This is a genomic window from Paraglaciecola sp. (assembly GCF_051252315.1).
Taxonomy (GTDB): domain Bacteria; phylum Pseudomonadota; class Gammaproteobacteria; order Enterobacterales; family Alteromonadaceae; genus Paraglaciecola.
In genome coordinates, this window is record NZ_JBPOFP010000031.1 from 1 (window position 1) to 22,725 (window position 22,725).

A 22,725-nucleotide genomic window follows, 5' to 3' on the forward strand; every position below is an offset into this window, starting at 1 on the left:
GAATAGGCTTGTCTAAGTAGCTCAAGCGCTTCTGAGTAATTTCCTTGTAGCGCTAAAATCCACCCTTTAGTGTCAATTAGACTTACAGAATTTGCCGCTAAACCTAAACCTCGTTCAACCAAACTTAATGCTTTACCTAAGTCAGCATCAATTGTTAGAAAAGCTAGATTATTTAATACAGGCGCTAAATTAGCGTAATTTTCCACTTCTGAGAGAATCTTATATTGTGAAAACGCTTCTTCATTGAATCCATTCTGTAGATAGGTGTCAGCTAATAAATTTCTAAAAAGGTGGTTGTCAGGCGATTTTTCAAGGCTAGCATTTAGACGTTTGATAAACCTTTCGGTACCAACCCCTTTATTACTTAATTGATATAATTGGCCATATGCCGGCACATAATCTTGGTCAATGTTTAACACGTTCCAAAGTCGGACACTGGCTTCGTTATATTTCCCAAGTTGAATCTCTAATTTTCCTAATGCAACTAATACCGAAGGTTTTTTGGGATAAAGTTTGTTGGCTATGGTTAAATATTTATTCGCTAAATCAGTCTTATTAGCGTTGGCGTATAAGTTAGTTAACGCTAATAATGCTGGTAAGTGGGCGTTTTTATGTAACTTAAGTACTTGCAGTAGCGTTTTTTCTCCGCCAGTATTATCTTTCAATTTTAATTGAATTCGGCTCAGCTCAATAAGTTTATCACTGCTATTTTCCCATTTGTCATATTGACTACTTAATACGTTCTTAGACTCCTCCACTTGACCTAATTGGTACATTAATTCAGCTTTAGTGAAGGTATACTTCTCGTCGGAAAAGGTTTTTCTGGAGTATAATTCAATTTCCCAAAGGGCTTTTTTGTAATCTTCTGCTTGAATGTATAGTTCAATTAACTTTTCAGAAATGGGCACTGATGAATCATCTAACTTGGAAGCAAATTTTAGTTTTTCAATTGCAGCTGCAACGTTATTATTAGAAGCTAAAAGGTTGGCATAAAGTATGTACGAGCCCGCCTGTAAAGAGTTGGCCTTTTCTAACTTTTGCATAATGTTTAAAGCTTGCTCGTAATGGCCCTGCGCTCCAAGTATATTTGCGTGATTGTATAAAGCTGCGACATGTTCAGGGTTAATGGATAATATTTTATCAACCAAAGTTTGAGCTTGTTGCGAATCTTGTTGCTTTATTAATAACGCAACGTTTAGGTCGAGTACATCAATATCATCAGGTAAGTCAATTAGTAAAGATTTAGCAATAGCATGAGATTCTGCAAAATTTTTCATTTGAAACAACAAGTGAGCGATAGCAAGTTGCCGTTGGTTTTGAAATATTGGATCGGATATGGATTTTAATACTTCAATGGCTTGAGCAGGTTTATCTCTAGCAACAAGTGTTTTGGCCCTGATAAAGTCAACCTTTGCCTTGTTAGGATAAGTTTCTTTTAACGTATTGCTTAAGGATTCACATTTAAAAGCTCGATTAGAATTGAGGTATAGGTCACACAACACCAAAGCTATATCTAAATTTTGAATGACTAGGCTTTCATTAGATTCAAGTAGTTTTAATGCATCACGTTGTTTCTTAAGTTTTAAATTGATATCAACAAGTACGCTTAAGGTATTGATGTTTTGTTCAGAGTTATTTACATAAAAAGTAATATCGGCTAACGCTTGTTCATAGTTATTACTTAAGTATGCTGTCATGCCGCTAGCGAATCGTAACGCTAAGTTCGATGTGGAGTTGGTACTTTCAAGCACAGTCAACTCTTCAGAAAGGTTATTTAAAAGGGCTTGCGCTTCTTTAGACTTGTCTGAAATTGTTAAGACTTGGCTTAGTAGGAGTTTAACGTAGGGGTCATCAGGTGTTTGTTTAAGTATTTTATTGAGGACTACTTCGGCTTCTTCCACTCTTTTAGCTTGCCATAGAGCATCTGCGTATGCCCTTAAAACAAAGGGGTCTTGTTGATTTAGGTTATAGGCCTTTTCGAAAGAAATCATTGCTTGAGCAGTTTGATTTTGCTGCTTTTCAATTAAGCCTTTTAATCTCCATGTTCCTGCATGTTTGTCATTTAGTTTGAATGATAAGTCTAAAAATTCTTTACTCTTTACTAGGTTATTTTGCTTGAGATATAAAATAATTAAACTGTTAATCGTTCTAATATCGTTAGGCTCTAAAGACTGGGCAAGTAGATAACTTTTCTCAGCATTGAACTGGTCATCTAAACTAGCGTAAGCGGTTGCTTTTAATACATGTACTTCGAATTGGTTTTTTTTATTTAATCCTTCTAAACTTAACAATAAAATGTCGTTGAACTTTTTATTTAAAACTAGAGATTTACCATAATTTTTAATGACTAAATTTGGATCTGCGCCCTGGAGTAACGCTTCTTCTAATTCAACTAGCGCCTCATTAAAATAGCCATTACTTAATAACACTTCACCCATCAATATTTTAGCGGCTAGATCCGATGGGTTATCTTGCAAAGCATTTTTAAGGTGAATATAAGATTCGTCAAAATTACTCTCTTCATATGATTTGAGTGCTTTTTCATAATGAGAACTTGACTGGGCGGCTAGATTAAAAGCGATGAGGCTAAGAATTACAAATAATAAGTTGTTTTTAGAGCTGAGCATCTAGAGATAATTATCACGGTAAACACAAGTTGACTTACATCATATCAACCTAGGTCTTTCTTTTAAATAACAAAAAAGCGGCCGAAGCCGCTTTCAGTTGGTAATTAGTTTAATCTTTTTATTTTTTTGCGCGCCTTGCAACAAATAATAGAGACAATGCCAATAAGCTCAAGGTAGCAGGAGCTGGAACGTCTTTTGTTCTAAAGGCCAAATTATCGATGGCACCAGAGCCTGGTAATTGAACTCTCATCATATCGATACCAACAACGTTCAGCATTTGTCTGACAAACTCTCCGTCTCCCATAGTAAGCAAAGTGTTTTCACCTGCTTGAACAGTATAATCTGGAATTGGGTTTGCTAAAGGAACATTATCCCCTACGTTCTTTGTTGATTCTACTCTCGATTCGACAAGTGAACCATTTGCGAAAAATTGAATAATAAATTCACCATTATCTTCAACGTCAAAGGTATCTAAACTAATGATGTCAACGAGTGAATCGAAATGAAACTCAAAATAACCCGCGGCATTTGTGCCTGCTTCATCGTTAGGTGTAGTACATTTTATGCCACTGTCACACCCTTCTAGTTGCTGAGCATTTTGTAATATCAGCACATTTCCTGGGTTATTTTGATTGCCATAGGTCTTACCATCTATTTCTAAGGCTGTGTAACCATTCGCATATCCTGGAGCAGTGTATTGTAAATCGAGATCCGAATTACCTGTGGATGTAGTATCAAAAGCAACCTGCATGTCCACAATATTGTCGTTTTTATTCTGATCCCAAGCATTACCACCACTGTTAGGACTATTATAATTAAGACTACTAATTGTTACTCCTTGCGACGCATATTCATTATCAACAATAGTTCCATGTTCAATACTAGGTTTGTCAAAATCAATAACTGTCACAGCTGCGTTAACTTGCGATACAAATGCAGATGTAATTAATATAGATAATAATTTAGTGGCTTTGTTCATTTTGCTTCCTACTACAATAATTAAGCTTTTCTGTGAGCAGGTAAAGCAATTATTGAGCCACAAATAAAAAATCGATGTATTACAGTATGTTGCGGTTTTTGTGTGAGGTGTTTTTATTATAATTGTAAAAAAAACGGACACTGTAACTGGTAAGTGTAACTAATTTGGGGCAATTAATTTTCCAAGTGGATTTAGTTAGGAAGAATCACTTAAAAAATTACGTAAATGATGTACTTCCGCTGATTTGAGAAATCATTTCTATGTTAATTGAAATGAAACAAGATAAACTAAGTAAAATAACTTAGTTTTTATCAGAGTAACCATCTACATGACCGAACAAAAACACAGAGGCATTTACCTTTTACCCAACCTTTTGACTACGGCCGGTTTATTTTCTGGTTTTTTTGCCGTGGTTTCTTCTATGAATGGTCGTTTTGAAGCAGCCGCTGTGGCCATTTTTGTGGCTATGATCTTTGATGGGTTAGATGGCCGAGTTGCGCGAATGACTAATACACAAAGTGAATTTGGCGCTGAATATGATTCCATGGCTGACATGGTCTCGTTTGGGGTTGCTCCTGCATTAGTGGCTTATAATTGGGGCTTGTCTGGACTTGGCAAGATTGGATGGCTTGCTGCATTTATCTATGTTGCAGGTGCTGCGTTAAGATTAGCTAGATTCAATACCCAGGTAGGCATAGCTGATAATCGATACTTTCAAGGGTTAGCAAGCCCTGCCGCTGCTGCTTTGGTCGCCGGCTTGATATGGGTTGGAGTCGAATATGACGTTGATGGGAATGATTATGGGATTATTGTTGCCCTGATTACAGGTATTGCCGGTTTGTTAATGGTCAGCAATTTTAAATATAATTCTTTTAAAGAAATAAACCTCAGCGGTAAAGTGCCTTTTGTCGCATTGTTGTTGATTATGCTTGTGTTTGTCGTGGTGGCTACTGAGCCAGCGTTGGTGTTGTTTATTGTGTTTGCTCTTTATGCGCTGGCCGGTCCAATCAATACATTCAGAACGGTAGAAAAGGTTAAGTTAGAACACGTGGTTGGTGACGCAGATGAGAATGACGCTGACTTTAACAAAAGTGAATCTGAACAAGATAAAAATAATAGCTAATTAACAAATTGACAAAACAAAAGGCCGATATGGATTATCCATACCGGCCTTTTTTAATATCTAAAATTAAACTTACATTAGGCGGCATTTACCTTAGGAGCATCTTTTGCTGAAACCAACTCTTGGTTAGCGTCTAATAGTTCCAAATCGAAGGTAAATTCATCAACCCGCACTGCGAGTTTACGTTTATCATTGTAATCAATCACTAAAGCTACATCTTCATTAGTAATTACCCCAGCTTCTTGTAACTTACCAACCGCATGTTCAAAAGAAATGTAAGGGACTACAGGTGTGTTACGTAATGCCTTTTGGATCTTCTTAAGTTGAGGCATGACTTTATGTTTGGCCAAGAAAGCTTGGTTATTAATGTCATTACCGTCACCTTTAACAGGTTTAACTAAGTGGGTTAATTCAGCCATAATTGAACTAGGTTGCATAGTCGCAGTAGACAACTCTTGCTTTAATTCATCTGAAATAGATTTTACAGAACGAGTGTAAGTGTTTGTTTGAAAACGCATCAGTCCACGAGCAGGTGTACTTGGGAAGTTGTCTATAAAGTCAACTAAAGCTTGTTCACCTTGTTGTAAACACCATTGAATGGCGTACTCAAAGAATGGTTTGGCTTCGTTTCTATTCGATACTTTTTGTTCATAAAAACGCACAACAGCCATAGATGCATACAAGTAACTCATTACATCACCTAATCTAGCTGATAACATTTCTGCTTTTTTCAAATCACCACCTAAAACTAATAGTGATAAATCTGCTAAAGGAGCTAACTTAGCTGACAATGCATTCATGCGTTTTTCATATTTGCGTACTTCAGGTAAGCTAGATTTAGCACCACGGGTAAAGGGTAAGTAACTTTTAAAAATACTGCGAAAGGCATTTTTTACACTGAATGCGATTGTTTTTCCTAATACCTTGTTAAAATCGGCGTCTGCTGATTTATCTTGGCTGTGAATTAGGTCTACCATCTCTTTTAAATAGGGGTGACAACGCATAGTGCCTTGACCAAATATCATCAAACTACGGGTTAGTATATTTGCGCCCTCCACCGTAATACCGATAGGTTGAGACATATAACCATTGGCTAAAGTATTTTGAGGACCTCTCTGAATTGCTTTACCTGCTTGTATATCCATGGCCATACTATTTACTTCACGACCTAATTCGGTCATATGATACTTGGCCATAGCCGTTACAACTGACGGTTTTAGATCGAGCCCAAGGCCTTCAGTGGTCAATACACGCATCGCTTCTGTTACAAAAGTCTTACCAGCCATATCAGCGAGTTTTTCTTGAATACCTTCAAAACGGCCAATTGGCACGCCAAATTGTTCACGTACAAACGAATATTCAGCTGTTGATCGAAGTGAAGATTGGGCTGACGCTGTACCCATTGCCGGTAAAGAGATGCCCCTGCCAGCACCCAGGCAGCTAACCAACATTTGCCAACCACGGCCAATATTTTTCTGGCCACCAATGATGAAGTCCATTGGAATAAACACTTCATTACCGCGAGTAGTACCATTGTAAAAACGAGAGCCCATAGGATCATGGCGATTACCTAATTCTACACCTGGGTGTGATTTAGGAATTAACGCACAGGTGATGCCTAATTCGAGTTTATCTCCTAATAAGTTATCCGGATCAAATACTTTAAATGCCAAGCCTAGCACAGTCGCTATTGGGGCTAGAGTGATATATCGTTTGTCCCAAGACACTGACAAACCAACAACTTCTTTACCTTCCCAGGTTCCCTTGGTCACAATTCCTGCATCAGGAATGGCACCAGCATCAGAGCCCGCCTCTGGGCTAGTTAATGCGAAACAAGGAATATCTTTACCAATTGATAGGTTAGGTAACCATTGTTGCTGTTGTTCAGGGGTGCCGTAATGCATAAGAAGTTCACCCGGACCTAATGAGTTAGGTACCATCACAGTGACTGCCGTTGCGCTACTTTTAATGGCAATGGTGGCAACTATAGTAGAGTTTGCATAGGCAGAAAATTCGAGTCCGCCAAATTTCTTGGGAATAATCAACGCAAAAAACTTGTTAACACTCAAAAAGTCTAGGATTTCTTTTGGTACATGTATGCCGTTGTGTAATTCGAAATCATCAATCATACCCAATAACTCTGTAAGAGGGCCATCTATGAAAGCTTGTTCTTCAGGACTAAAGCTAGCTTTGGGGATCTCTCTTAGTGCGTTCATGTCTGGTTTGCCACGATAAATAGACGATTCTAACCATACGTCTCCAGCTTCTAAGGCTTCTTGTTCTGTAATAGAAATGGGTGGTAATACTTTTTTAAGGCTCGTTCTAATGCTCATTTTCTCTCATCCGCTCATCTGACCAGTTGATTGTATAATACTTATTTTTGCCCAGAGATCAAAGTTCTTTGCCATTTTTGTTAATTTTATGTTGAGTATTGCTACAATTTACCGGTTAATTAATTATAGATATCAGTGAGATAACTTAGATTCGATTATTTTGTTTAGCTATTTAATCATATTGGTGAAATACGCTATAAGAGGCTAAATTAATCATTACTGACTCAATACTTATAGGTGAAGTGGATATTATTTACCAGTAATTGGGTATAAACTTAAACCTAATATCAAGGGGTAATTGATTCCTTAATATCTCAAAATATATGGAGCGTGTAGTGAGTGAACATTGGTTGAGTTACGCTGTTAGAAGTCCTAAAACTGTTTTATTTATAGGTTTACTCGTCGTCTTATCAGCTACCTTTGGCGCCAAAAACTTGTATTTTAGAGGTGACTACAAAGTCTTTTTTGAGGACAACAACCCTCAATTAGTTGCGTTCGAGAAAATGCAAGATATCTTCAGCAAAAACGATGGTGTGAGTATCATCATTGCGCCAAAGTCAGATAATGTATTTTCAGTTAAAACTTTATCTCTAATAAAGTCTCTCACTGAAGCTGCTGAACAAACGCCTTTTTCTAGTCGGATAGATTCTTTAAGTAACTTCCAACATACTTGGGCTGAATACGATGATCTAATCGTTGAAGATTTAGTGGAAGACATCAGTTTACTTGACGCTAAAGAGTTGGAACGAATTAGGAAAGTGGCTTTAAGTGAGCCTAATTTAGTCAACAGGTTGGTTTCTGCTAAAGGTCACGTTGCGGTCATCAATATCGCGGTTAACTTACCTGAAGGTGATCAAACACCAGAGGTCACCAGTATTGCTGAATTTGTCACATCGATGACTTCAGAGTTTAAAACGAAGTACCCAGATCATGAATTCCACCATACCGGCATGGTGTTTATGAATTATTCCTTTTCTTCTTTTGCAAAAAACGACTTTCAAAGCATTGTTCCACTTATGTTTCTTGCAATCGTTATTATCCTATGGATTTTACTGCGTACTTTTACTGGCACTATTACTACGCTAATCATTATCGTATCAAGTATCGCTGCGACCATGGGTATGGCAGGGTGGTTTGGTTTATTTCTAAGTACTGCAACGGTAAATGTACCCACAATGGTGATGACGTTAGCAGTTGCTGATTGTGTGCATGTTATTTCATCTATGCTGTATGCAATGCGCCAAGGAAAAGATAAAAAAGAGGCCCTAGAATATAGCCTTAAACTAAATTGGATGCCTATTTTAATTACCAGTGTGACAACTGGAGTTGGCTTCTTAACTTTAAACTTTGCAGCCGTGCCTATTTTGGCTGACTTAGGCAATATGACCGCAGTTGGCGTTATATTCGCCTGTATATTTTCACTAACATTATTGCCCGCTATGATAATGCTGTTGCCTATAAAAGTCGTTCAACAAGAGAAAACTGATGAATTAGGGGCTATTGAAAGATTTGGCGAATGGGTTATTGCTCGTCATAAGCAAATTTTACCTTTTACAATTATTGTCACTTGTTTAGCTATTGGTTTTTCATTCAAGAACAATTTAGATGATATTCCAACAGACTACTTTGATGAAAGCACTCCATTTAGACAAGCTACCGAATTTCAAGAAAAGCATATCAGTGGCATGACAAGCATCGATTTTGCTATTTATACGAATGAAGATTCTGGGGTGAATCGACCTGAAACGCTGCAATATGTTGAACAGTTCTCCACATGGCTTCAACAGCAACCTGAAGTTGACCATGTATCTACAATTACTGATACGTATAAACGTCTGAATAAAAATATGCATGAAGACAACAACCAATTTTATGCACTGCCAAATGACCGAGAAATGGCCGCTCAATTTATGCTTTTGTATGAAATGTCCTTACCTTATGGTTTAGATGTGAATAACCAACTCGATATGAATAAATCAGCCACACGGGTTATGGTTCTGGTGAAAAATCTAGGGAGTAAAGAGCTCACTGCGCTAGAAACAAGATCCCAAACATGGTTTACAAACAACACATCAGGATTAACATTAACAGCAGCTAGCCCAGGGTTAATGTTTGCACATATTAGTGAAATGAATATGGCCAGTATGTTGGAAGGGACTGTTATCGCTTTATTACTCATTTCTGGATTATTAATATTTGCATTAAAGTCCTTTAAAATGGGGTTAATTAGTTTATTACCGAATTTATTACCTGCTTGTATCGGATTCGGGATTTGGGGAATTTATTCCGGACAAGTTAATTTAGGTTTATCTATCGTTTTAAGTATGACATTAGGCATCATTGTGGATGATACGGTGCATTTTTTAAGTAAGTATCGTTACGCGCGCACAGAAGGAAAAAATGCAGAGCAAAGTGTACGTTATGCCTTTGCAAGTGTGGGTCGAGCTTTATGGATCACTACATTAGTCTTGGCGACTGGATTTTCTATACTGATGCTGTCACCATTTGCTTTAAACTCAGAAATGGGCATGTTAACTGGCATCATTATTTTAGTGGCTCTGGCAGTCGACTTCTTGTTTTTGCCACCTTTTTTAATGATTTTTGATAAAAAAAATAAGTAGGAATAATCAAATGAAACAAACAAATTTAATTGGTTTGGTAGTGCCTAAGTGGATGTTTAGTGTTTCATTCTCGGCATTAATTTTTGCCCTTACGTTTGGTTTCGCGCATGCTCAGTCTCCAGCAGAAAAAGGATTGGAAATCGCTAAGGAGCGCAAAAAGAGAGATTTAGGCTGGGGAGATAGTGTGGCCGAAATGAGCATGGTTTTGAGAAATGCCAAAGGTTCCGAAGTTGAACGAAAAATGCGCATGAAATCTTTAGAAATGCAAGACGATGGTGATAAAGCGATAACTATATTTGATCAACCTCTCGATGTTAAAGGCACCGTGTTTTTAAGCTATTCCCATGCCACAAAGCCTGATGACCAATGGATGTATTTACCTAAGTTAAGTAAAGTAAAACGTATTCGTTCAAAAAATAAATCAGGTCCTTTTATGGGAAGTGAATTTTCTTTTGAAGATATGAACTCATTTGAGATTGAAAAATTTAAATTTAAATACCTGAGAGACGAAAAATTTGAAGAGCAAAATTGTTTTGTACTAGAACAAGTGCCAACGGACAAGAATTCAGGTTACACCAAGCAAGTTGTTTGGGTAGATAAAAAACACTATAGAGCTCTTAAAATAGAATTTTATGATCGTAAAAAGAGTTTTCTGAAGGAGCTAATCTATCAGGAATATGAATTATATTTAGATAAATATTGGCGGCCTATGCGAGTAGAAATGTTTAACGACCAAAACGGAAAAAGTACCGACCTAATTACTCATGAATTAGCATTCAAAACGGGTTTAAAAGAAAGCGATTTTAACCAAGGTAGTTTGAAAAACAGAAGATAGAAATTATTGAGTATTAACCATTTGACACATTATTGGCCTACAAGGAAAAAAATTGAAAAAACTACTATCACTTATCGCGCTTGTTCCTAGTCTGGCACTTGCAGAGTTTCAATACAGTGGAAATGCGGGTGTTGAGCAACGATATTTTTTACAAGATTCATTATATCCCGAACAAAAAAGAAGCAATATCTCTGCTTATTTTTCACCTGAAATATATTCCTCTTTTAATGAGGGGGCAGATAGTTTTCTATTTAAAGGGTATTTCCGAGTCGATCAACAAGATAGTGAACGTACACACGGTGACATCAGAGAATTTAAATGGACTCACAGTGGCAACGAATGGGAAGTACAAGCAGGTATTGGCAAAGTGTTCTGGGGACAAGCAGAATCGTTACATCTAGTTGATGTGATAAACCAAACCGATGCTATAGAGGCTGTTGATGGTGAAGATAAATTAGGTCAACCCATGGTATCTGTTTCCTTATTTAAAGATTGGGGAAATACCACGTTGTTCGTTTTACCTTATTTCAGAGAAAGAACTTTCTCCGGTGTAGATGGACGGTTTAGAGCACCTTTACCCGTTGATACTGACAATCCGATTTTTGAATCCGATGATGAAGAAACAAATGTAGATTGGGCGGCTAGGTGGCAACGTTCAATTGGTGATTGGGAAGTGGGTTTGTCCTATTTCGATGGAACCTCTAGAGAGCCTACGTTTGTGGTTTTACCTGATAATAATGGCGAGCTAAGTGTTCGACCTCTCTATCCTCAAATGCAACAAACAGGTATTGATGTTTTAGCATTATTAGGCGGCTGGATAGTTAAGTTTGAAGGTATACAAAGAAACCTTTTTGAGCAGGATCGTATCTTTATCATTGACGGCATCCCAGTATCTTATGAACAACAAGATTACTTTGCTGCTGTGGCTGGGTTTGAATATTCTTATGTTGGTCTATTTGATAGTGTTTATGACATTAATTTATTGATGGAATATCAATATGATGACCGTAAAGAATTAGCGACGAGTGTGGCTCAAAATGACCTTATGATAGGTTCTCGTTTGGTTTTTAATGATATTGACGGTACTGAAATTTTGATGGGCTTTGTACAAGATCTTGATTATTCAAATGTTAGGTCTGGATTTGTCGAGGCTTCAAGTCGTTTGAATGATAATTGGAAATGGCGATTAGATGCTTGGTTCTTCTCAAGTGACGAACCAACAGAAGCCACGCACTTATTAAGAAGAGATGATTATATTCAATTTAGTTTAGAGTACTATTATTAAGCTGGCTGAGTGCAAGCCTAATCTAGGTTTAACTCTTATTAAATAATTTAAAGGAGATGTCATAGACATCTCCTTTTTTGTTTATTTTAAAGCCTAAACAGATTTTGGCTATAAATACTTAGCGTGAAACCTTAGGTGTTCCTCAATCAAGCTACTGATAAAAAAGTAGCTATGATCATATCCAGAGTGATATCTAAATTCAGCTTTATATCCAATTTCGTTGGCTACATCTTCCAGCGGTTTAGTGAGCTTTTGAGCATGATAAAAATTATCATCTAAACCTTGATCAACTAACATTGGGATGTGCAAAAATTTGCCTTGTTGACGCATTAAGGCACAACTATCGTAGTCTGCCCAATTGTTTTTATTCTCACCTAAATAGTGACTAAAAGCTTTCTGTCCCCATTGGCAGTCTGAAGGATTAACAATCGGAGCAAAGGCCGATACAGAACAAAAACGCTTAATGTTTGATAGTGCAATCATGAGCGCTCCATGGCCTCCCATGGAATGGCCCGCAATAGCAGCCTTTTCTTTGACTCTGAATTCTTTGCTTATCAAAGAAGGTAATTCATCCACAATGTAGTCATACATTTGATAATGATGTTTCCATGGCTCTTCAGTCGCATTGACATAAAAACTAGCACCCAAACCCAAATCATAGGCTGCGTCAGCGGCATCGGGCACTTTTTCACCTCTAGGACTGGTATCAGGCATGATCAACATGATACCTAGCTCAGCGGCTACGCGTTGAGCACCTGCTTTGGTGGCAAAGTTTTCGTCAGTACAGGTTAATCCACTTAGCCAATATAACGCTGGAAGTTTTGTGTCCGGAGACAAGGTTGGTGGAATAAAAACACTGAATTGCATTTCGCAATCTAATACTTCTGATTTATGACTATACTTTTTTTGCCAGCCTCCAAAACATTTGTTAGCACTTAGTTCTGCAAGCTCTGTGGAAGCAGGCATTAAAAGTGCACCACAGTGCGAATCGATTTACCTTCATGCATTAAATCAAAAGCCGAGTTAATGTCTTCTAATGGCATGGTGTGAGTAATAAACGTATCAAGCTCAAATTCGCCATCCATATATCGTTGAACATAATCTGGCAATTGACTACGACCTTTTACACCACCAAATGCCGTGCCACGCCATACTCGTCCAGTTACTAGTTGAAATGGACGAGTTGATATTTCTTGACCAGAACCTGCTACGCCAATAATAACCGATTCCCCCCAACCTTTATGACAACACTCTAGAGCAGAACGCATGACGTTCACGTTGCCAATACATTCAAAAGAATAATCAACGCCGCCTTCGGTCATATCAACAATAACCTCTTGAATCGGTTTATCGAAATTCTTAGGGTTAATGACATCAGTCGCGCCTAATTCTTTGGCTGTAGCAAATTTGTCTTCGTTTATATCAATTGCAATAATTCGTCCAGCTTTGGCCATCTTAGCGCCGATCAATACAGATAAACCAATACCTCCTAAACCAAATACTGCCACTGTATCGCCAGGTAGTACTTTAGCGGCATTGGTCACCGCTCCCATGCCAGTTGTTACACCACACCCTAACAAACACACTTTTTCTAATGGTGCGTCTTTAGGTATTTTAGCTAATGCAATTTCTGGTACAACGGTATGTTCAGCAAACGTGGAGGTGCCCATATAATGATAAATTGGCTGACCATTTATTGAGAAACGACTGGTTCCGTCAGGCATGACACCTTGCCCCTGGGTGCTTCGAATGGCTTGGCAAAGGTTAGTTTTTCCCGACAAGCAAAATTTACATTTTCCACATTCAGGCGTGTATAGAGGGATAACGTGATCGCCAACTTCGACTAAGCTAACGCCTTCGCCTACTGCTTCAACTATGCCAGCTCCTTCATGACCTAAAATAGCCGGAAACAAACCTTCTGGGTCATCACCTGATAACGTATATGCATCCGTATGACACACACCTGTTGCAACGATACGAACTAATACCTCACCTTTTTGTGGTGGGGCTAAATCCACTTCTTCAATTTTAAGTGGTTCGCCGGCTGCCCAAGCGACAGCTGCTCTAGTTTTAATTGAGTTCACAATTTTTATTCCTTGTATATAAATCTAAATTAGGGGTAATGGGTCATTAATTGCAAGCGCCTAACAAACGCAGGTTATCTGACTTCCAAATTACCTTATTTATTTCGTAACCATTAGCGCAGAGTTTTTCTTTTGTTATTCTTTTATTCAAACTGGCAGCGGCTTTATCTTCCAATTCTAGTTTTGTTTTATTGTTAGCTTGTATGTTAAACATTGAAGGCTGATTATTGCGTTGTGGGCTGTTTTTTTTGCCTTTTCCTTTACTTTGCTTTTTAGAATTTGTAGAGAATAACTCTTCATCTCTACCGGCAATTAAAGATTCTCTTGATGTTTTTCGCCAAGACAGTCCATAAACAAACTCAGTTTCGCCTTGGGGGTTAATCCTAGATTCAAATCTTTCGTTTGTCATTATTGGAGGGGGAGGTGAATTAGCACACGCACAGATCAATACTGATGTAACAAAGGCTAAAATAAATCGCTGAATTAACAAGTGCAGACCTTTCACTATTCATTATTTGGCTCAATACTAAAGATCGTTTAAGCCTATGGCAATTGCTGACAAGTAATTAATCTAATTACCATTATTAAAAAATGTTTTGGTTTATACTTAGGCATAGAAAAGGCACTATTAAATTGCAAATTAATTTGTATAGTAGAGCAATCTATTATGCCTTTTGCATTGTTAGGGCGAGTTTTAAAATGACATGGATAACAAGATAATGATAAAAAAATTGGGTTTGTTAGTTGCCGCCAGTTTGATGGGCTTTCAAGTCAGTGCTGCAGAGAAAACCTACACAGTATTCTCGCTGGGGTTTTCGGAGTTAGAATACGCTCAGCAAGAAACCGATGGTATGGGATATAAACTCGGGATCGGTTATCAAATTCATCCTCAGTGGTACATTGAAACAGGGTATCAACAATTGATGAACGAAAGTTTGTTTATTGGGACAACTCCTAGTCCTGCTCAGTTTGAAAATGGTGATGATAAGTTACAAGCTGATGCATTATTTGTATCAATATTGGGTAAAGCGTCTGGCAATATAGGCGAGTTATTTTATCGTTTAGGTGTATTAAAAACCGATGTGCGAGGACAAACCTTATTTGCCGGTGAACGTTCTTGTGATACGGGGACAGCCAATTTAATAACCGCAGAAAATAATAGCATTTCAACTATTTGTGACTATGACAATAGTGGTGTTGCTGCTGTATTTGGTATTGGTTTCGACTATTTTATTGGCGCGCGCACTATGCTTAGAAGTGAAATAGAATATCTAAAAGGCGGCGATAATTTAAAACATACCTCCTTTACAGTAGGGTTAAGATACAACTTCTAATTTGTACCAATTTGCTGCATTACTAAACGTAATATTTTGCCAGTAGTCGGCGCTTATCGCGTCGACAAGTTCCATGTAGTTTTGCCAAAGGTCAGCATAACTTTTAGTCAACAAACAAAGTGGAAAGTTACTGGCAAACATCACCCTAGAATCACCAAAGGTTTGAATACAATCAATCAGAACTTGTTTTAACCAACTCGCTTTCCATTGGCGGTCCAACATTTCCCAAGCTGATAACTTAATCGCTATATTTGGGCATTCTGCCAAATTAACCATATTCTTTAACCAAGGTTTATATTGTTCTTGATTATTAATACCTGGGGGCCAACCTGCATGGTTAATGATTATCTTTAAATTAGGATATTGTTTAGCGTGCTTTATTAATAAATTGACAGCATGTGTATTCACCACAGGCATTTGACAATCAAAATTTAGCTCTTTTTCAGCCAGCAAAGCAAAGCGTTTGGAAATTGATTGTGCCGACAGAATTTTTTCAGCCTGTTCGTCCAAAATATGCCGAATACCAGTCACACTGGTTCGTTTAGTTAATTCCTGTATATCTTCAACAAAGTGAGTCGAGGTTAAATCGGCAAACGCTACCGTTTTGAAAGGTAGGGAACAGTTTGCCTCCAACCAGTCAATTTCTCTACAAGGAGTTTGATTATTAAATCCAGCTTCAATATGCACAAATCCCGCTAATTCAATGCTCTGATTAAGGGCTAAATCCTGTTCAGAAAAATTTCTAGCGATAACTGATTTGTCTGGCCAAAAAGGTGGGTTTTGAGGTTGTAGCCAAGCGTATTCGCCTTTATCTAAGTCAAATAAATGTAAGTGAGGATCAATTATTTCCATTGGTTTTAGCGGCATATTATTCGTTATTGTGCGGTATAACCGCCATCGATTACCTGTAAACTTCCGGTGATAAATTCGGCTTGGTCACTGGCCAAAAAGTAGGTTAATGCAGCCACTTCTTCCGCTTTACCAAGTCGGCCAAGAGGTTGCAAAGCCGCTTCTTCTGCGTGTACCTGTTTAGCATCAGCGCCTGATTTTTCGACATAATTATTAATAGCTTGATGATACAAAGGTGTTTCAACTGTGCCAGGGCATATGGCATTCGCTCTAATGCCGAACTTTGCATAATCTAAGGCAGTGGTTTTAGCCATAGAAGCCAATGCAGATTTAGATAAGTTGTAAACAAATGAATTATGTTTAGCAACCAAAGCTTGTTCAGAAGCCATGTATAAAATAACGCCAGATTTTTGATTTTTCATTTGAGGTATTACGGCTTGAGTTGCTGCAATGGCACCTTTTACGTTTAAATTAAAAACTCGATCAAAGTCTTGTTCTGAGGTGTCTTCAATGGTTGCTGAAAAATGTATACCCGCATTCGATACTAAGGTGTCGACTCTACCATAACGTTCTATCACGTCTTGAATCGTTTTAATGACTTGTGAGGGTTGACTCATATCGCATGTTTTCCAGCTAATAGAGTCTGATTGTTCAGGGTTATGTTTAATATCTAAGTTTATCACTTGATAGTTCTGTCTTAAAAACTTCTCACACACAGCTTGGCCTATACCAAAACTTCCTCCTGTGACGATACATACAGGTTTGTTTTCTTGAGTCACGATACAATACTTTTTTCGTCTATTTGTTATAAGAATAATGCATCTGGCTCTATTGACCAAGGGGTAAATATTGTATTATTTCGCGCTCAAAAAAATCGCTAAAACATGTTTAGCGGACCGTGGACATTTATCCCTAGTTTTAGAAGAGAGAACTCATTTGTTAGTAGCCACTACTTCCCCCGCATATGCCTTCATTAAACCGAATCAATATGATTTGAAAGGTATGTTCTTCAAAGGTTTTGCTTCAATATGTATCTGTTTATGGTCTTTGACTTTGGCTGCAGCAGATATAGATATAGAAGGCGTAGACAATAGTGATGTGTTAGAAAACATGAAGGTGATGGTCGGTTATGTAACTAAACCTAGCGACAGGGCAGACATTCAAGATTACCAAAACTTAGTGGTAGAAAAAGCTCGCAAGGCGGCTCAGGTATTTGGTTATTATCACCTACAAGCTAAGGTAACTGCGCCTAAAGATGAAAAGTTAGAAGACGACTGGTTAATGACGGTTGAGCTAGGCCAGGTAACCCATATTCGAGCGTTGACCATAACGTTAGATGGTGAAGCTGCAAAAGACGAGGCCATGCAAGCTTTGTTGGCTTCGTTACCGTTAAAGCAAAATCAGCCGCTAGTGCACCCAAATTACGATTCGAGTAAAAGTAAGCTGCAAAGTTTGGCTTTAGCCCGAGGTTATTTTGACTTTGAATATGAAGAAGCCAGTATCAAGGTGTTTCAAAGTGCTTATGCTGCGGATGTTACCTTACACGCCAAAAGTGGTAAGCGTTATAAATTTGGTGAAATACAGTTTGGAAAAGACATAAGAGCAAAGTCATTAACCGAAAAATTAGTGCCGTTCAAAGCAGGCGACTTGTACCAGTCTGGCCAACTGGGTTTATTGAATCAGTTACTTAAACAAACTCAATATTTTAGACACGTGATTGTGCGACCACTAGTTGATCAAGCTCATGATTATCACGTGCCAATTCAGGTGATTTTAACCCATAAACCAAGAGATAATTTTGATGTGGGGGTGGGCATATCTTCAGATGATAACGGTGGTAGATTTACCGCAAAATGGCGTCGACCTTGGGTGAATAGCCATGGTCATTCCGTCGGTGGCGAATTTTTTGTCTCTGCACCTGAGCAATATGCGTCGTTTGACTACCGTATTCCGTTAGAAGATCCAGTGCAAAACTACGCCAGCTTTCGACTGAGCTATCAAGCAGAAAACAAAAACGATACCGAAAGTAATAAACTATCCATTGCCGCAACTCGACATTGGGTATTCGAAGACTCAGATTGGCATCGTTCCGCTTTTGTTAAGCTCGAACAAGAAACTTTTATCCAAGGCTTTGAGCCAGAACAAACCACTCGTTTAGTCATGCCAGGCTTTACCTTAAGTCGTTTACGGACTCAAGGTGGGTTAGACGTGCATTGGGGAGATCGTCAATCGGTTACCACAGAGGTGGCCTCCGATTCTCTGTTGTCAGATATAAACTTAGTTAGGGTCACGGCATTATCAAAATGGTTGAGAAGTGTCGACCAGCATAGATTTTTAATGCGCTTTCAACTGGGGGCTATTTCAACCAGCAGTTTTGAACAGGTGCCATCTAGTTTGCGTTACTTCGCTGGTGGAGACCAGAGTGTCCGAGGTTTTGGTTATGAAACTTTATCTCCTTTTGAGTTAGATGAACAAGGTAACCCCGCGATAGGTGAAAATAACAAACCGCGCTTAACGGGGGGGCAGTATTTAGCCGCAGCTAGTTTCGAGTATTCTTATCCAGTAATTGAAAGCTGGCGCGCAGCGGCCTTTGTTGATGTGGGCAATGCGTCGGATGATTTAGCTAAAGACCTTGCTACAGGTGTTGGAGTAGGGGCTGTTTGGTTATCGCCTGTTGGGCCGATTCGTGTGTATGTGGCTAGAGGCAATAGTGATACTGAATCTAATTGGCGAATTCACTTTTCTATGGGGCCAGCATTATGAGCACCACACAAAATACACCTAATGTTAACGACAGCGCTGAGCAAAACATGCCCGCTAAAGAGCGTTCTTGGTTTAAAATATTTGGCTTAAGTTTTATTAGTCTAATTATATTCATCTTGTTATTGCTTTTATCGCCATGGGGAACACGTCTTGCGTTATCCATTGCAGATTCGAGTTTAGATGAGTTAAGTATTGATTACGCCAGTGGCGGGATATTTTCTGACTTACATATCCGTTCGCTAAATTGGCAACAAACGGGCACGCAAGCCAAGATAAAAGAATTCAAGTTGGATTTAGCGTTTGGCTGTTTGATTAGTGGTGAGCTTTGCATCGACAACATCAGTGCTCAAAGTATTGCAGCAAAAGTAACACCCAGTGAAACACCTGTAGAATCAGATGCAGAACCTATTGGCCGAGTGATCATGCCACTGCCTATTTACGTTAAAAATATAAAGTTTGGCAAGTTAAGCGTTGAAGTAAAAGACCAGCTAGATTTGTCATGGCAGTCATTGGTGGGTAAATTAGATTTTTATCAAGTATTGCAACTTGAGCGATTAAGCATTGATGGCTTAAATGTAGAAACTCACTCTGCAAAAAAAGCGCAACAGGTTAATAATCAAGCGTCTACGCATGACGACAAAAACCGCCAGCCTTTTGATTTTTCGAGCATTCAATATAACCCCATTACATCTTTGCCCATTGAGTTGCCTTTGCACTTTGTGGTGAAACAATTTGAGTTACCCAATTTTACCCTGCAGTTAGCAGGGCAAGCTGCCTATCAATTTGAAACGATTGCGTTGCAAGTATCTGGCGACCAGCAACAAATTGACCTCCAGCAGCTATTAGTCAAACATAACAAAGGTCAGCTAGAAGCCAACGCCAAAATTGGTTTAGCGGGCAACCTACAACATCAATTTAATCTGCATGCTGAAGGTGAAATTCAAACCGATGAATTAGCGAAAATTAGCATAACGTCGGGTGGTAATCTGGATAAATTAAATTCTGATATTCGTTTGTCTGGGCCTTTTGAGTTCACTACAAAATTAGAGGCGCAACTTTCAGATGCAAAATTACCACTTTTGCTTCACACCCATTGGCAATCGGTTAAATGGCCTCTGACTGATCCTACATTGGAATCTGCCGTGGGTGATATTTCATTGCAGGGTAACTTAGCAAACTTACAGTTAGCAATATCGACTCAAGCAACTGGACAAGATATACCAGATGTTAACTTGCAACTATCAGGTAGCGCCGATTTATTTAACTCCCAAAAGCAGGTGGATATTAAACAATTGTTGGTTAATACCTTAGGCGGCAGTGTGACTAGCCAAGGGCAATTATTGCTGACAGATAGCCTAGACTGGCAAGGTAAAACTCAACTCGATTCTATTAATATTGAACAGTATTTGGCTAATGTACCCGCCCAACTAAATGGTGATTTGAATCTGAGTGCCAATAATCATCAAGGTGTATGGCAAGCCGCTGTGTCTAAGTTAGACATTAATGGTGCTTGGATGGACTATCCGTTAACCGCTAAAGGAAAAATGGATTACCATCAAACAAATGGTGTATCTGTTGAGCAGTTTTTATTAGCTAATGGGGCTAATAAAATGGCGTTTAGTGGCACATTGGATCAGCAAAATAAACTGGCTTTTGATTTTAATTTAGATGCACCCAAGATCAGCCAATCTGTTCCTGATGTTAAAGGGGCCGTAAGTGTAAATGGTCAAATATTAGGTTCGGTAGAGCAACCACAACTGACATATAATTTGAATGCAAGTCAGCTAGCGGTGAGCGATGTTCAGATCAATCAAATTGGCGGTGATGGTAGTCTTGTTTGGGATGACACTAAACCTCTTGCGTTAGATTTATCAGTGGCCGATATAGTGGTGGCTGGTAATCAAGTGGATAAGGCCAACTTGCAAATAACCGGTGATGCCAAAGACCATCAAGTGTCGCTTGTTACTAAGGGAGACAAATTAGATGTGGAGTTACTTATCGCCGGAAAACTGTCCGCAAGCGCATGGCATGGTCAGTGGTTAAAAGGCACAGTTAACACTCGGTATTCAAATCTAACTCTAGAGCAACCATTTGATATCCAAGCTGATTGGGGCAAGCAAAACTACAATGTTTCATCCCACTGTTGGCAGGAAAATCAGGGGCAACTTTGTATTAATCAAGCTAACTTTGCCCAGCAGCAAGCTAATTGGGATATCAGTTTAGCTAATCTTGATTGGGCCAACATATTGCAAAAACTTGAATTGGAAGGACCCAAAATTCAAACGAAGAGTGCTTTAAGCTTTGATAGTAAAGGTCAATGGAGTCAAGAAAAAGGTCCGTTAGCATCACTAGAGCTTTCTTTAAGTCCGTCCGACTGGACGATCACGCAAGAGCAAAGTGTCACACTCAATCTGCAAAACTTTGCCTTAAAAGCGCAAGTCACGGAATCTGAATTAACTGCTGATGTTGACTTAGTCGGGACAGAAATTGGCCAGGTGGGTGTGCAGTTCAAAGGCGACAGCGCCATGTTAAAACAAGACTTAACTCAGGCTATCGACGGAAAGTTGTTCTTGTCTGGTGTGAATTTAGCCTCGTTTAAAGCTTTAGTCCCCGAACTGGAAACCCTACAAGGTATAGTGAAAGGCGATACTAAAATTGCAGGTACCCTGTCTAAACCCCTAATTTATGGTGAGTTAGGCTTAGAAAATGCCGAAGTTAAAGGTGAATCTTTGCCAGTTAGCTTAAGCGAAGTGAATCAAAAAATTGTGTTAAATGGTCAGCAAGCTGAGTTTGACGGTAGTTATAAATTTGGCAAAGGGGTTGGTGAAATGACCGGCCAAGTGAGTTGGTTGCCAGACTTGGTTGGAAATATAGTCTTTAAGGGGGATGATTTAGAGGTAAACCATCAGGATATGGTTAAGGCCAGAATCAGTCCTAACATTAAGCTGTCTTTTGCTCCCGAAGGTATCGACTTAAAAGGCGAGTTAGTGGTGCCTTATGCGCGGGTGAAAATTCGTGAATTGCCGCCCGGTTCAATTTCACCTTCCGATGACGTGATATTCGTGGAACAAGAACAAGCTGAAAGTAGTGCTCGACAAAAACTTGAGATGAATATTCTGGTCAAAGTTGATCCTGAAAAAAGTGATGAAGTTAAGCTGGATGCTTATGGTTTAACTAGTGATTTACGCGGTGAACTCAGAGTTGAAAACAATCTTAAAGGTATGTTTGCACACGGCGAATTGAGTTTGGCCAATGGTCGGTATCGTGGCAATGGACAAAATTTAGTGATTCGTGAAGGGGATATTTCTTTTAGTGGCACATTAGATCGTCCTTACTTAAACATTGAGGCGATTCGCGATCCTTTACTGACCGAAGACGGAGTGATCGCGGGATTGCGGGTGCAAGGTGAAGCTGAAAGGCCTAAGGTTAAAATATTTTCAGAGCCAGAAATGGAACAACAACAAAGTTTGTCTTACATGCTGACTGGTCGTGGTATAGGGGAGTCTAGTGATGACAGTCAAGACACGGTAATCACAAATGCCCTTGTTTCTATTGGTTTAGGCCAAAGTGAAAATTTAGTGAGCAAGGTTGGTAATAAATTGGGATTTGAAGATGTGGCTTTTGATACGTCAGGCCAAGGTGACGAAACGCAGTTATCGTTAACAGGCACTATTGCTCCAGGATTACAGCTTAGATATGGAGTAGGGGTGTTTGACTCCGTTTCTGAAGTGGCTATTCGTTATGAATTGTTGCCTAAATTGTATTTAGAAGCCGTAAGTAGTTTAACCAATGCCGTAGATTTGTATTATCAATTTAGCATTGAAGGTAGCCAAAACAGGAAGATATTTGAGAGTGAGAAAAATGCTGAACAGCCTAACAAAAACTAGTGTAG

15 protein-coding genes are annotated in these 22,725 nt (G+C 38.8%); 7 read left to right on the forward strand and 8 right to left on the reverse strand.

Going from position 1 to position 22,725, the window contains the following annotated elements:
* Together ACSHXM_RS08115 and ACSHXM_RS08120 are read right to left on the reverse strand one after the other, a co-directional pair.
* Window positions 1-2,627 (reverse strand): tetratricopeptide repeat protein (locus tag ACSHXM_RS08115; RefSeq protein WP_435688250.1); only part of this gene is annotated, 2,627 nt, incomplete at its 3' end.
* A gap of 118 nt (window positions 2,628-2,745) precedes the next feature.
* A complete protein-coding gene (locus tag ACSHXM_RS08120; RefSeq protein WP_435688251.1) occupies window positions 2,746-3,606 on the reverse strand; it encodes a hypothetical protein in 861 nt (286 codons plus the stop codon).
* A 328-nt stretch (window positions 3,607-3,934) separates the two neighbouring features.
* On the opposite strand from ACSHXM_RS08120, the gene pssA reads away from it, so the two are divergent.
* Window positions 3,935-4,729: a CDP-diacylglycerol--serine O-phosphatidyltransferase gene (gene pssA, locus ACSHXM_RS08125; RefSeq protein WP_435688252.1), complete on the forward strand. Its 795-nt coding sequence runs from the start codon at window positions 3,935-3,937 to the stop codon at window positions 4,727-4,729.
* Between the two features lie 77 nt (window positions 4,730-4,806).
* On the opposite strand, the gene ACSHXM_RS08130 is transcribed toward pssA, so the two are convergent.
* Complete coding sequence (locus ACSHXM_RS08130) at window positions 4,807-7,062, reverse strand: acyl-CoA dehydrogenase (RefSeq protein ID WP_435688253.1); 2,256 nt, start codon at window positions 7,060-7,062, stop codon at window positions 4,807-4,809.
* A gap of 335 nt (window positions 7,063-7,397) precedes the next feature.
* Between ACSHXM_RS08130 and ACSHXM_RS08135 the strand changes: the two genes are divergently transcribed.
* The 3 genes from ACSHXM_RS08135 to ACSHXM_RS08145 are packed head-to-tail and all read left to right on the forward strand — an operon-like array spanning window position 7,398 to window position 11,803.
* Window positions 7,398-9,683, forward strand: a complete 2,286-nt coding sequence (locus ACSHXM_RS08135) for an efflux RND transporter permease subunit (RefSeq protein WP_435688254.1) — start codon at window positions 7,398-7,400, stop codon at window positions 9,681-9,683.
* Window positions 9,684-9,735: 52 nt separating this feature from the next.
* Window positions 9,736-10,518, forward strand: coding sequence for an outer membrane lipoprotein-sorting protein (locus ACSHXM_RS08140; protein ID WP_435688281.1), 783 nt, complete (start codon window positions 9,736-9,738; stop codon window positions 10,516-10,518).
* A 52-nt stretch (window positions 10,519-10,570) separates the two neighbouring features.
* Window positions 10,571-11,803: a hypothetical protein gene (locus ACSHXM_RS08145; RefSeq protein WP_435688255.1), complete on the forward strand. Its 1,233-nt coding sequence runs from the start codon at window positions 10,571-10,573 to the stop codon at window positions 11,801-11,803.
* Window positions 11,804-11,911: 108 nt separating this feature from the next.
* On the opposite strand, the gene fghA is transcribed toward ACSHXM_RS08145, so the two are convergent.
* The 3 genes from fghA to ACSHXM_RS08160 are packed head-to-tail and all read right to left on the reverse strand — an operon-like array spanning window position 11,912 to window position 14,377.
* Entirely contained in the window at window positions 11,912-12,769 is an 858-nt protein-coding gene (gene fghA / locus ACSHXM_RS08150; RefSeq protein WP_435688256.1) for an S-formylglutathione hydrolase, read from the reverse strand.
* Window positions 12,769-13,887: an S-(hydroxymethyl)glutathione dehydrogenase/class III alcohol dehydrogenase gene (locus ACSHXM_RS08155; protein WP_435688257.1), complete on the reverse strand. Its 1,119-nt coding sequence runs from the start codon at window positions 13,885-13,887 to the stop codon at window positions 12,769-12,771. Before ACSHXM_RS08155 ends, fghA begins: the two co-directional genes overlap by 1 nt.
* A gap of 46 nt (window positions 13,888-13,933) precedes the next feature.
* On the reverse strand, window positions 13,934-14,377 hold the full coding sequence (locus ACSHXM_RS08160) for a hypothetical protein (protein WP_435688258.1): 444 nt from the start codon (window positions 14,375-14,377) through the stop codon (window positions 13,934-13,936).
* A gap of 229 nt (window positions 14,378-14,606) precedes the next feature.
* Between ACSHXM_RS08160 and ACSHXM_RS08165 the strand changes: the two genes are divergently transcribed.
* Window positions 14,607-15,221, forward strand: coding sequence for an outer membrane beta-barrel protein (locus ACSHXM_RS08165; protein WP_435688259.1), 615 nt, complete (start codon window positions 14,607-14,609; stop codon window positions 15,219-15,221).
* Here ACSHXM_RS08165 and ACSHXM_RS08170 read toward each other — a convergent pair.
* A complete protein-coding gene (locus tag ACSHXM_RS08170) occupies window positions 15,204-16,088 on the reverse strand; it encodes an amidohydrolase family protein (RefSeq protein WP_435688260.1) in 885 nt (294 codons plus the stop codon). The genes ACSHXM_RS08165 and ACSHXM_RS08170 overlap by 18 nt on opposite strands.
* Before the next feature lie 8 nt (window positions 16,089-16,096).
* The gene (locus tag ACSHXM_RS08175) at window positions 16,097-16,852 is read right to left on the reverse strand and encodes an SDR family NAD(P)-dependent oxidoreductase (RefSeq protein ID WP_435688282.1); all 756 of its coding nucleotides are present in this window, start codon (window positions 16,850-16,852) and stop codon (window positions 16,097-16,099) included.
* Window positions 16,853-16,919: 67 nt separating this feature from the next.
* Between ACSHXM_RS08175 and ACSHXM_RS08180 the strand changes: the two genes are divergently transcribed.
* Together ACSHXM_RS08180 and tamB are read left to right on the forward strand one after the other, a co-directional pair.
* Window positions 16,920-18,833 carry an autotransporter assembly complex protein TamA gene (locus ACSHXM_RS08180; protein ID WP_435688261.1) on the forward strand — a complete coding sequence of 638 codons (1,914 nt, stop codon included), beginning with the start codon at window positions 16,920-16,922 and terminating at the stop codon, window positions 18,831-18,833.
* Window positions 18,830-22,720, forward strand: a complete 3,891-nt coding sequence (tamB, locus tag ACSHXM_RS08185; protein ID WP_435688262.1) for an autotransporter assembly complex protein TamB — start codon at window positions 18,830-18,832, stop codon at window positions 22,718-22,720. The genes ACSHXM_RS08180 and tamB overlap by 4 nt, the downstream gene beginning before the upstream one ends.
* Window positions 22,721-22,725: the final 5 nt, after the last annotated feature.